General features: G+C 48.6%; 9 protein-coding genes and 1 other annotated feature. All 9 genes read left to right on the top strand.

What is annotated here, in order from left to right; translation table 11 throughout:
- Positions 1-124: 124 nt before the first annotated feature.
- The gene (locus PTQ21_RS30390) at positions 125-1597 is read left to right on the top strand and encodes a LysM peptidoglycan-binding domain-containing protein (protein WP_072735414.1); all 1473 of its coding nucleotides are present in this window, start codon (positions 125-127) and stop codon (positions 1595-1597) included.
- 158 nt (positions 1598-1755) lie between these two features.
- Positions 1756-2035: a binding site (T-box leader), on the top strand.
- Between the two features lie 58 nt (positions 2036-2093).
- On the top strand, positions 2094-4760 hold the full coding sequence (locus tag PTQ21_RS30385; RefSeq protein ID WP_063568110.1) for a valine--tRNA ligase: 2667 nt from the start codon (positions 2094-2096) through the stop codon (positions 4758-4760).
- Positions 4761-4837: 77 nt separating this feature from the next.
- Positions 4838-6214, top strand: a complete 1377-nt coding sequence (locus PTQ21_RS30380; RefSeq protein WP_274568299.1) for a bifunctional folylpolyglutamate synthase/dihydrofolate synthase — start codon at positions 4838-4840, stop codon at positions 6212-6214.
- Between the two features lie 56 nt (positions 6215-6270).
- The gene (gene murC / locus PTQ21_RS30375) at positions 6271-7590 is read left to right on the top strand and encodes a UDP-N-acetylmuramate--L-alanine ligase (RefSeq protein ID WP_063568112.1); all 1320 of its coding nucleotides are present in this window, start codon (positions 6271-6273) and stop codon (positions 7588-7590) included.
- Between the two features lie 135 nt (positions 7591-7725).
- Positions 7726-8910 carry an SPOR domain-containing protein gene (locus tag PTQ21_RS30370; protein WP_274568297.1) on the top strand — a complete coding sequence of 395 codons (1185 nt, stop codon included), beginning with the start codon at positions 7726-7728 and terminating at the stop codon, positions 8908-8910.
- 145 nt (positions 8911-9055) lie between these two features.
- Positions 9056-9298 (top strand): DUF4321 domain-containing protein, encoded by a 243-nt coding sequence (locus PTQ21_RS30365; RefSeq protein WP_024633972.1) that lies wholly within the window; start codon positions 9056-9058, stop codon positions 9296-9298.
- A 93-nt stretch (positions 9299-9391) separates the two neighbouring features.
- On the top strand, positions 9392-10003 hold the full coding sequence (locus PTQ21_RS30360) for a Maf family protein (RefSeq protein WP_274568295.1): 612 nt from the start codon (positions 9392-9394) through the stop codon (positions 10001-10003).
- Positions 10004-10038: 35 nt separating this feature from the next.
- Positions 10039-10728 carry a RadC family protein gene (gene radC / locus PTQ21_RS30355; protein WP_063568115.1) on the top strand — a complete coding sequence of 230 codons (690 nt, stop codon included), beginning with the start codon at positions 10039-10041 and terminating at the stop codon, positions 10726-10728.
- Between the two features lie 194 nt (positions 10729-10922).
- Positions 10923-11957: a rod shape-determining protein gene (locus PTQ21_RS30350; RefSeq protein WP_063568116.1), complete on the top strand. Its 1035-nt coding sequence runs from the start codon at positions 10923-10925 to the stop codon at positions 11955-11957.
- Positions 11958-12062: the final 105 nt, after the last annotated feature.

Raw genomic sequence — 12062 nt, 5'->3', positions numbered from 1 at the left:
TACACAAAAGGTGGCATGCTCATCTCATTCAAGGCATATAGATGGGGTAACGAAGGATTTGGACCATGGATCAGTCCCATGAGAAGGATCATGGTGAACATATGCCGAAAGGAGGACGCCACCTTTGTTGAATCAACCTTATGGTTTACGGTTCGATATTTATGAGCGCGTTCATTTGTCAGAGGGAGTTCCTGCAATTGAGGAACTGGAGGAAATTGAGTTATATCCCCGCATTCAGGTGATAGGTCAGGATGATCATGCAACATTGCGAGGCCATCTTTTGCTAACAGGTGCGTATCGGGGAGAGAACGAGATCTCGGAGGAACTCAAACATTTTATTCCGGTGGAGATCACGGTACCCCTGAACCGGGTAAGATCGCTTGAGGATATTTCCATTGAGATCGAAAATTTTGATGTCGATTTGTTATCCAACCGAAGTCTGAACATTACTGGCGTATTGTCGCTTCGCGGTATCGAGGGCTTTCCGGTGGAGGAACCGCAGGTCTGGTCAGCAGATGAGTTTACCGTTGTACATTCGCCCGACCCTAAGCAGGGCGACCGTTCTGCTGAAACAGAGCAGATAGGCAGCTATCCCAATGTGTTTGCTCAGGAGTATCTGCTTCAACGGAGCGAAGAGGAGTTACAGCAGGAACATCTATTTCAAGCTGCTTCCGAACCGTTTCAATCCTGGCAGCAAGGGGATGGGAATGCGGAGCAAAGCAAAATAGCTGAAAACGAAGAGTCCTCGTCCTTGAGGGACAAGGAGGATGAAGCGCAAGCGGATGTGTTGTCCGATACGCCTTCTCCCGTTTCGTCTTTTTTAGCGGAGACAGCCGACAGGTTGGCTTCTTACCCTGAATCTGAGCCTTTGCTTCCTCTGGCTGAAGAGTCGTCTGTCTGGTCCGAGCCTTCCGTCGAGACCTTACATACGAACCTAAGGAATTCGGAGCAGACCGATTCCAAACTGGATCTGCAGCCTTCGGATGAACAGGCAGCGCCGGACGTATGGCATTTTGAATCTGCCCGATCTGAACCAAAGCAGGAGGATCAGACGGTTGCAAATGTTCCGGCAGGTTCGCAGTCAGAGAACTGGCAGGATGTCTTCGCAGCATCTGAACCGGAAATTTCGGAGGAAAACACACCTCCTCTTGAAGCGGTGGAGACGAATGAGCCTGCTGAAAAAGAATCTTTTATCCCTGAACCTGTGGCTGAGACGGAAGACAAGCCGGAGCTTAAGGTTGCTTTTGGCAGCAAGAGAGAATCCGCACCCAAACAGGAAGAGGGCGTAGGCATCTCCTCCTTGTTATCCTCTGGCAGGGTGACACGGGAGGCGGAGGCTGAACGGGAGCAAGAGGCACTTGCTGGAGTCCAGCAGCAAGAAGCATACCCGCCTGATGATGTAGAGTGGAAGAACCTGTTTCTCGGCACCATTGTCGATCAGACCCCGTTCCGTAAGGTGAAGTTATGCATTGTACAGCGTGAAGAGACGCTCGATACCATTGCAGACCGATATCAGTTAAGTACCCGAGAGCTCCAGTTGTATAATCGTTTGTCCGAACAGGTTGTGGAAGAAGGACAGATTCTATATATCCCTTAACCTGTAGGCTGGTTTAATGACCATTTCGACCCGTGATCCCTTGAGGATGGCGGGTTTTTGCTTTGTCAGCCCTCAACCTGCATTGCAGCGCGCTTTTTCCGCTGTTGTCAGGTTGACTATCGGGCACGGGCAGGGTATGATGTGTTTAGGTTTTTTGAAGAACAACGTGGATCGGGAGTAGTAGACAGTATGACCTTTCAGAGAGCGGGATTGTAGCGCTGGGAAATTCCGTAGGAACCAACTGATCGAAGTCGCCCGGGAGTTGCCTGTTTGAATACAAGGGATGAGTAACTTTAGTATCATTCATTCCTAAGGTAGGATGGGCCGGTCGCAGCCGTTATCTGCTTGAAGTGTCACGTAAGTTCAGAAGGGGTAGTCTACCTTTCTATCTGCGTGAAACAAAGGTGGTACCGCGAAAGCTAACCTTTCGTCCTTTGATGGATGAAAGGTTTTTTTGTTTTTTGGCGATGATGAATAAGTAACGGAGGAATGACACATGTCTGAACAAAAAAATTCAGCTGCAACAGAAATGCCAACCACATATGATCCGAAAGCTGCGGAACAAAAATGGTATTCCACTTGGATGGAAAATGGATATTTCAAAGCAGGCCAGCGTAAAGATGCTGAACCTTATACGATTGTAATCCCACCCCCGAACGTAACCGGAATGCTCCATATCGGGCATGCGCTCGATTTCACACTGCAGGACATTCTGATTCGTACCAAGCGGATGCAGGGCTATGATGCACTGTGGCTGCCGGGTTCTGACCATGCAGGTATTGCTACCCAAACCAAAGTAGAGCAGAAATTGCGTGAAGAAGGTCAGACTCGTTATGATCTGGGACGCGAAAAGTTCTTGGAGAAGGTATGGGACTGGAAAGAGCAATACGCAACGACCATTCGTCAGCAATGGGGCAAGATGGGCTTGTCGCTCGATTACTCGCGTGAACGTTTTACACTGGATGAAGGTCTATCCCAGGCTGTGCGTAAAGTGTTTGTTCAACTGTATGAAAAAGGCCTCATTTATCGAGGCAAACGAATTATTAACTGGGACCCGGTGAATCGGACTGCACTGTCCGACATCGAGGTTGAATATAAAGAAGTTCAGGGTCACTTGTACCATCTGCGTTATCCGCTCAAAGACGGAAGTGGGTATGTCACAGTAGCGACTACTCGCCCGGAAACGATGTTGGGAGATACGGCAGTTGCAGTTCATCCTAAGGATGAGCGTTACGCAGACATGATTGGCAAGGTGCTTGTTCTGCCTATTATCGGACGGGAAATTCCGGTTATTGCAGATGAGTACGTAGATAAAGATTTCGGAAGCGGCGCCGTGAAAATAACGCCTGCTCATGATCCGAATGACTTCGAAGTGGGCCTTCGTCATGATCTGCCACAGATTACGGTGATGGATGAGACGGGTACGATGAATGCCGAAGCAGGCAAATATCAGGGACTGGATCGCAGTGACTGCCGTAAGCAGATTGTTGCAGACCTGCAAGAACAGGGCGTATTGATCAACATCGAGGATCATACGCATCAGGTTGGACACAGCGAACGTACAGGAGCTGTTGTTGAGCCGTATTTGTCCACACAGTGGTTTGTTGAGATGAAGCCGCTCGCGGAGAAAGCGATTGAGAAGCAACAAAGCGGTGAAGGGGTTCATTTTGTTCCGGATCGTTTTGAGAAAACGTATCTGAACTGGATCGAGAATGTTCGTGACTGGTGTATCTCTCGTCAATTGTGGTGGGGTCATCGTATTCCTGCCTGGTACGACGAGGAGACTGGAGAAGTTATTGTATCTGCTGAAGATCCGACAACATTGCCAGAATACGCTGGACGCAAGCTGAGACAGGATGAAGATGTTCTGGATACATGGTTCAGCTCCGCATTATGGCCGTTCTCTACTTTAGGCTGGCCGGAAGACACGGAAGATCTGAAACGTTATTACCCGACAAGTGTACTCGTAACAGGGTATGACATTATTTATTTCTGGGTGGCGCGTATGATCTTTACCGCTCTGGAGTTCACGGAAGAGGTTCCGTTCAAGGATGTGCTGATGCACGGTCTTGTTCGTGATGCAGACGGACGCAAGATGTCCAAATCGCTAGGCAATGGTGTTGATCCGTTGGATGTGATTGAGAAATATGGTGCGGATGCAATGCGTTACATGATCTCTACAAGTAGTACTCCGGGTCAGGATCTCCGTTTCCGCTGGGAGCGGGTTGAACAGGCTCGTAACTTTGCCAATAAAATCTGGAATGCATCGCGCTTCGCTTTGATGAATCTGGAAGGGTTCACCTATGAAGATCGTGATATTAGTGGAGACCTTGGAACAGCGGATTACTGGATTTTGCACCGCCTGAACGAAACTTCTCGTGATATTACGCGTCTAATCGAAGCATATGAATTTGGAGAAACAGGCCGTTTGCTGTATAACTTTATTTGGGATGACCTGTGTGACTGGTATATTGAATTTGCGAAGTTGTCCTTCTATGGGGAAGATCCGGTTGCCAAGAAGAAAACACAATCGGTTCTTGCTTATGTGCTGGATCAGACTATGCGCCTGATTCATCCGTTCATGCCGTACATTTCGGAAGAGATCTGGCAGCATCTGCCGCATGAAGGCGAAACGATTACGTTGGCTTCCTGGCCTGTGTATGACCCTGCACTGGAGAACCCAGAAGCGGTTGCCGAGATGAACCTGCTTATGGATACCATTCGTGCAGTACGAAACATCCGTGCAGAAGTAAACGTACCAATGAGCAAGAAAATTGAATTGATGGTGAAAGCGAACAACGCAGAGACATCCAGCATCATTGAACGCAACAGCCATTACATCAAACGTTTCTGTAATACGTCCGAGTTCGACAGCGGCTTGGATCTGAGTTCACCGGATAAAGCAATGACTGCAGTCATTACTGGGGCTGAGCTGTACTTGCCGCTGGCGGGTCTTATTGATATTGATCAGGAAGTGGCTCGTCTGGAGAAAGAGTTGCAGAACCTTGAGGGCGAAGTACTCCGTGTGGAGAAAAAGCTGGCGAACGAAGGCTTTGTTGCCAAGGCTCCTGCCAAGGTTATTGAGGAAGAGCGCGCCAAGCAAGCTGATTATTCCGATAAACGGGATAAGGTGATTGCACGAATCAAGGAACTGAAAGGTTAATATATTCGGGTCGGATGGAGTGCTTCTGCGCCATCCGGCCGCTTTTTTCAACCAAACTCAAACCAAAGGTGAATCATATGACGGAACTTAACGGGACAGAAATAGCATCTCCTTTACTTACCTATGACGAGGCCGTGAACTGGATCAATGGCCTTATTCCTTTTGGCATCCGACCTGGATTGGAACGAATCGAGGGATTGATGTCATTGCTGGGTAATCCTCACCAGCGTCTCAAATTTATTCATGTCGCGGGAACGAACGGCAAAGGTTCGACTTGCGCTTTTTTGACGTCAGTGCTTCTTCAGGCGGGATATGATGTTGGAACGTTTACGTCCCCTTATATCACCAAATTCACAAACCGTTTTCAGTACAACGGTGAGGATATCCCGGAAGAAACTTTGCTCAAAATCTCAAACCGCCTGTATCCATTGGTTCAAGAGATGGCTTCAACTCCCCTTGGATCACCTACGATGTTTGAGGTATCTACAGCAATCGCCCTTCTGTATTATGCGGAAGAGTGCTACCCTGACATTGTAGTATGGGAGACAGGGCTCGGGGGAAGGATGGACGTAACGAATATTGTTACACCCGTGGTATCGGTCATTACCAATATCGGTATGGACCATACGGATGTACTGGGAGATACGATTGAGGCGATTGCTGGAGAGAAGGCGGGTATTATTAAGGCGGGGGTACCCGTTGTTACCTGTGCCACGCAGCCAGAGGCTGTGAAGGTGATCCAGGAGACGGCAGAGCGGCTGCGTTCAACTGTGTATCTGGCGGGAGATCGTTTCTCCTATCATAGACTGGACAGTGATGAGAACGGACAATCTTTTCATTTTACAGGACCGTTCCGTGATCTGGACGCTCGTATTCGCATGCAGGGCGTACATCAATGCGACAATGCAGCGGGCGCACTTATGGTACTAGAGTTGCTTCGCCAATACATGGCATTTATGCTGGATGATGAAGATATTGCGCTTGGACTGGAACATGCCTTCTGGGCAGGACGGTTCGAGAAAGTGGTTGATCAGCCCCGCATTGTTCTGGATGGAGCGCATAATCCGGAGGGGGCCGAATCGCTGGCCAAGAGCATTATCGACGTATATCCTCACAACAAGTTAATTTTGATGATGGGCATGCTGGCGAATAAGCATCACGAAGCGTATTTGCAGCATATACTGCCACTAGTGGATACGCTGATCCTGACCGAGCCAGATTTCCGACGCAAAATGGATGCAGCCGAATTGCTGCAGATCGTCGAACGGGTACGTCCCGCCATTGCGAAACCGGAGCTGGAAATCATCGTCGAGCCCGAATGGGCAAAGGCACTTGATCTATTGAAGTCACGGACGGAAGCGGAAGATCTGGGGGTGGTGTCCGGCACATTGTACCTGATTGCAGATGTGCGGGCAGCCCTTTTGCATCAAACCGATTCTGAAAAAGGTTGGTGAAAGTTTTGTTAAATACATCGGAACACGTTCATTTTATAGGGATTGGCGGATATGGCATGAGTGCCATCGCGAGAGTTATGCTTGAGATGGGATACACCGTTACCGGATCGGATGTCGCTTCACAGGAGTTGACCGAGAAGCTGGCAGCCAAGGGAGCGAAAATATATATCGGACATACGGCAGAGCATGTAAACGGGGCAGACCTGGTTGTCTACTCCACGGCAGCTCCAGCTGATAATGTGGAACGGGTAGCAGCTGAAAAGCTGAACATCCCGATTCTGCATCGCGCCCAGATGCTCGCGCGTTTGCTGAACGAGCGCAAAGGTGTGGCTGTAGCCGGGGCTCATGGCAAAACAACTACGTCATCCATGATTGCACTCGTTATGGATAAATGTGATACAGACCCGACATACATCATTGGCGGGGAAATCATGAACGTGGGGACCAACGCCAAGGCAGGCCAAGGCGACTGGGTTGTTGCAGAGGCGGACGAGAGCGACGGTTCATTTTTGCAGTATCATCCTTGGCTCGGTATTGTGACTAATATTGAAGCGGATCACCTTGAGAACTACAACAGTGATTTTGAAGAACTCAAAAAGGCTTATGTGCAGTTCCTGAGTCAGATTCGTCCAGAAGGCACGGCCATTGTATGTGCTGACGACGAGAATGTTCAAGCCATTTTACCGGAGCTGAAATCACGGGTGACCACATACGGCATTGATTATGCTGCTGATTATACAGCAACAGATATCGTGCTTGGCGACCGCCGAATTTCCTTTACGATGAGCCATCAGGGCAATGTGTTGGGTAAGGTGGAGTTGTCAGTTCCAGGTAAACATAACGTTTATAATGCGATGGCTACGGTTATTACCTGTCTGGAAGCAGGTATTCCATTTGAGAAAATTACAGCCGCCATTATCCAGTTCCATGGAGCGAAACGCAGATTCCAGGTGCTGGGTGAGGCGCGTGATATGCTGATTATTGATGATTATGCTCATCACCCGACCGAGATTGAGGCTACAATCAGTGCGGCCAAAGCAACAGGGAAACGTATCATTGCGGTATTCCAGCCACAGCGTTACACACGTACGTTCTTCCTGCTTGATGCGTTCAGTCGTGCCTTTGCAGAAGCAGATGAGGTTCTCATTACCGATATCTATTCCCCTGCGGGCGAAAAACAGATTGAAGGTGTTCACTCGGCTAGGCTGGTTGAACTCATTGTTCAAAACAGTAATGCTTCTGCGCGTTATCTTCCGACAAAGGAAGAAGTTGTTGCAGATCTGCAGAACCGTCTTCAGCCAGGCGATCTTGTGCTCACGATGGGTGCAGGTGATATCTGGAAAGTTGGCGATACACTTGCCAAAGGGTTGAAATAATTACAATCATAAAACCGTCTGACTTCATTTCGAAGCAGGCGGTTTTTTTGCATGAAATGGAATGTTTCTAATTCTCTCCGCATATAGCTGTTATAAATGGGACAAAGGAGAGGGTACGGGGTGAGCAATGCTAGAATGACGTTTCGCTTTGGGGATAACGAGTCGGACAAGCCTGAAAACAAGGGGATACCCACATCCAGCACATTTGCAGCTTTGAGTGAAGAAATTCCGCACAGTCCAACGCCAACACCAATGCGGTTGAATTCAACGCCTTCATGGACACCAGAGGATATTCCCGGTGACTGGGGAGAGACGATACTGACAGGCTCCACTGTACCTGAACCTTACCAAAGAACGGACAAGGATTCGAAAATCGATGAGCCTGGATATAATTATAATCATCTTACTGCGTATCCGGGAGATGAGGACGAGAACAGATCGGACGAGAATTATGGAGGTCATGATTGGCTTGCAGATAGTGAAAACTACTCTTATAAGCGAAATCGTCCCCCAAGGGGCTGGAAAATGATTGGTTCAGTAACGGGTGCACTTGTAACCGGTGCCCTCTTCGGCATGGTAATTCTTTCTTTTTTTAATCGTGAAGGTGCCGTAGATCCTGGGAGCAAGATCCCTGCCAATCAGGCGGTATCGGCCGTAACAGGTCAGCAGGGAGTGGCAGGTTCGGAACAGCAGCTCCAGGCAACGACTACAGGTGGCAGCTATTATGCCCTGCAATATGGTGTGTTCAGTTCTCCTGAACGCGCTGAACAGGCGAAGGTGGAACTGTCCCAGGCAGGCATTGCCGCAGGCTCCGACCCGGAGGATGGTAATCGGGTGTATGCTGGCATTTCGGCTGACCGTGAGGAGGCCAAGCTGCTCAGCTCAAGGCTTAAGGCCGAAGGTGTGGAGCTGTACGTCAAGGAAATCGTCAACCCAGAAGTGAACCCGGCAGTATTTGGCGGAAAAGCAGAGGATGTGCAGCAATTCTTCGCAAGTGGATCTGCTTTGGTTGAACAACTGTCTACCCTCTCGATCCAGCAACTTGGTCAGTCTGTTCCAGAAGCCGTCTCAACCGAAACGATGACCTCATTACAGAACCAGCATCAGCTCTGGCTGACCGGTTTGAATAGTATTGCACCAGGCCTGAGTGCAGACGTGCAACCCTATGTATCGGCGATGGAAAAATCGATGGCCAGTGCGGTAACAGCAATTGCCGAATACAACAAAAATCCGGCTAATGTGCATATGTGGTCTGTACAGTCCGATCTGATGGAATATGTATTACAACAAAAAAAATGGCTTGAAGCGATAAAACAGTAATCACCGCTTTCCCATAACACAGCCTTGAAATACCTATCCGGCAAGGAACTGGAAATAGTTCCCCTTGCCGGATTTGTGTTTGTATTGACGTACAAAACCCCGTATAATAATGTGGGTGTCAAAAAATGGCGAGGGAAGATCACCGATGAAAAAAAACTTCGGCATGTTATTGCTGTTTCTGCTGCTCGGCTGGCTAGCCGGTGCGTGGATCGCCAAGGCACTGCAGCCTGTAAAGGCCGTTGCCTTTCTAACGAAAGCCACGACCATTCGTTGGTCGCCGCAGGCTGATCTGGATATTATCAGTTATGATATTTCACTTCAATTTCAAATGAGCCTCCTGAGTCTGATCGGTATTATTGCTGCTGTATGGCTGTATCGCAGGTTATAGGAGAATGACGAATTTTGACGAAGAAACTAAAAAAAATGATATCTACTAGCGTGATCCGACAGGATGTCGCCGTAGCTTAAGGGGCCGGTTATTTTGGATAAAACACAACAGCGTCGTATTATTCTGGCTTCCACTTCGCCGCGGCGTAAAGAACTGATCGCATCACTCCATCTAGCTTTTGAAGTAATACCAAGTCACGCCGATGAAGATACACCGCCGGAATGGACTCCTGAACAGACGGTACAGGAGCTTGCGATGCGTAAGGGGCTAGCCGTTTATCGCGGGCTGGAAGGTCGCGAACAGGATGCTGTTATTGTTGGTAGTGACACTGTTGTCGTTCTGGATGGTGATATTCTTGGTAAACCCGTAGACGAAGCGGACGCTGAACGAATGTTATCTCGTCTACAGGGGCGTGTACACCGTGTTTTCACGGGAGTAGCTTGTATCGATGCAAGTAATGGACAATCCATGGTTCAATATCGACAGACTAATGTAACGATGAAGGAACTGTCTGAAGCTACGATTCGTGCGTATGTTCAGACTGGAGAGCCTTCGGACAAGGCGGGATCATATGCCATTCAGGGCATTGGTGCTTCATTGATAGAACGTGTTGAAGGATGTTATTTCAATGTGGTGGGCCTACCGTTGTCCTTGCTAAGCGACATGCTGGATGGATTCGGCGTACATGTATTGCCACGTACATGAAATTCCGCAATTGACGATCTGAAAAGAGGGAACATATGGAGTCGCCTCAATATATGATGCGCGACATCCCCCAGGAAGAACGCCCGAGAGAACGCATGATGGAATATGGGGCGGGCGCCTTAAGCCATGCTGAATTGCTGGCGATCTTACTTCGAACAGGTACAAGACAGGAATCCGCAGTGCATATGGCACAGCGGATTCTGACTGAAGCGGGTGGAATTCGCTCGTTGATGGATTTGAGCCTGGAAGAACTGACTGCGATGAAGGGTATCGGCATGGCCAAGGCTGTACAGCTGAAAGCTAGCATTGAGCTTGGTCATCGAATTGCGAAGAGCAGACTTACACAGTCAACTTCAATTCGTACCCCACGTGATGCGGCCGATATCCTTACCGAACAATTGCGTTACTTGCAGAAAGAACACTTTGTGTGTCTTTTCCTGAATAGCAAAAACCACATTATTGCCCAGGAAACACTCTCCATGGGTAGCCTTAACGCTTCGATTGTTCATCCGCGTGAAGTGTTCCGGGCTGCCATCAAATGCAGCAGCGCCTCTATTGTGTGCGCACACAACCATCCCAGTGGTGATCCTACGCCTAGTCCAGAGGACATCCAAATAACCAAAAGACTGATCGAAGCCGGCGAAATTGTAGGCATAGACGTGCTGGATCACATTATTATCGGAGATGGAACGTACGTAAGTTTGAAGGAGAAGGGCTTAGTATAATATAATGGTTGGCGTTGATGTTTTCCTATGAATGTTGACGGCGTTGTCCGTAGAAGATAGGTTCACTTTACAAATGCAAAACAATGCAACACAAAACAAATGCGAATATTAGCTCCACCATTATGGTGGTAATGAAAATGAAATGCTCTTGATTCACTGGGGCGGCTATATGAGGCAGAAAAGGAGATTACGTCATGTTTGGTGGTTTTACGAAAGATTTGGGTATTGATTTGGGGACAGCGAATACGCTGGTTTATGTACGTGGAAAAGGAATTGTGGTGCGCGAACCTTCGGTTGTCGCTATACGGACAGATACAAAAACTATCGAGGCAGTAGGTGAAGCCGCCAAAAAAATGATTGGACGTACACCAGGTAACATTCGTGCCATTCGTCCAATGAAAGATGGCGTTATTGCCGATTTCGATACAACGGCAACGATGATCAAATATTTCATCCGTGAGGCGCAGAAACAACGCTCCATGTTCCAACGTCATCCGAACGTGATGGTATGTGTACCATCCGGGATTACTGCAGTAGAACAACGCGCGGTTGAAGATGCAACCAAACAGGCTGGAGCACGTGAAGCCTATACAATTGAAGAGCCTTTTGCAGCTGCCATTGGTGCAGATCTGCCTGTATGGGAACCAACGGGTAGTATGGTTGTCGATATTGGTGGCGGTACAACGGAAGTGGCTGTCATCTCTCTTGGCGGTATTGTAACAAGTCGTTCGGTTCGTGTAGCGGGTGACGAGATGGACGAATCCGTGATTCAATACATTAAACGCCAGTATAATCTGATGATCGGTGAACGTACATCGGAGCAGTTGAAAATGGATATCGGATCAGCTATGCCGCTTGAGCAAGTGGAAACAATGGAAATTCGTGGACGCGACCTCGTTACAGGCCTGCCGAAGACGATTACGATTACTTCGGATGAAATCAGCGAAGCTCTGGCGGATACGGTGAATGCCATTGTTGAAGCTGTAAAAGTAACATTGGAGAAATGTCCTCCTGAGTTGGCAGCAGATATTATGGACCGTGGTATTGTTCTCACAGGTGGCGGCGCATTGCTTCGCAATCTGGACAAGCTGCTTGCTGGTGAGACAGGAATGCCTGTTATCGTAGCGGAGAACCCGCTCGATTGCGTTGCAATCGGAACAGGTAAAGCGCTTGAGAATATTCATTTGTTCAAGAGCAGAAGCAGTTCGGCAGTTCGTTCCAAACGTTAATTGATATATGCTATGCTTGGCTCGTTTATCGACCAAAGGCCATGATATCAACGAAGAGGACCCGGTTAACCCCGGGAGAGCTATTACCCGCATACCCGGGGAGAA

This window comes from Paenibacillus marchantiae, assembly GCF_028771845.1.
GTDB lineage: Bacteria > Bacillota > Bacilli > Paenibacillales > Paenibacillaceae > Paenibacillus > Paenibacillus marchantiae.
Note: the sequence above shows the minus strand (reverse complement) of the source record. Positions and strands in the feature narration are given on the sequence as shown.

Bases quoted from the DNA above. Each gene is read 5' to 3' on its own strand.
- PTQ21_RS30385 (WP_063568110.1), top strand. From the start codon at position 2,094: ATGTCTGAACAAAAAAATTCAGCTGCAACAGAAATGCCAACCACATAT.
- PTQ21_RS30380 (WP_274568299.1), top strand. From the start codon at position 4,838: ATGACGGAACTTAACGGGACAGAAATAGCATCTCCTTTACTTACCTAT.
- murC (WP_063568112.1), top strand. From the start codon at position 6,271: ATGAGTGCCATCGCGAGAGTTATGCTTGAGATGGGATACACCGTTACC.
- PTQ21_RS30370 (WP_274568297.1), top strand. From the start codon at position 7,726: ATGACGTTTCGCTTTGGGGATAACGAGTCGGACAAGCCTGAAAACAAG.
- PTQ21_RS30365 (WP_024633972.1), top strand. From the start codon at position 9,056: ATGAAAAAAAACTTCGGCATGTTATTGCTGTTTCTGCTGCTCGGCTGG.
- radC (WP_063568115.1), top strand. From the start codon at position 10,039: ATGGAGTCGCCTCAATATATGATGCGCGACATCCCCCAGGAAGAACGC.
- PTQ21_RS30350 (WP_063568116.1), top strand. From the start codon at position 10,923: ATGTTTGGTGGTTTTACGAAAGATTTGGGTATTGATTTGGGGACAGCG.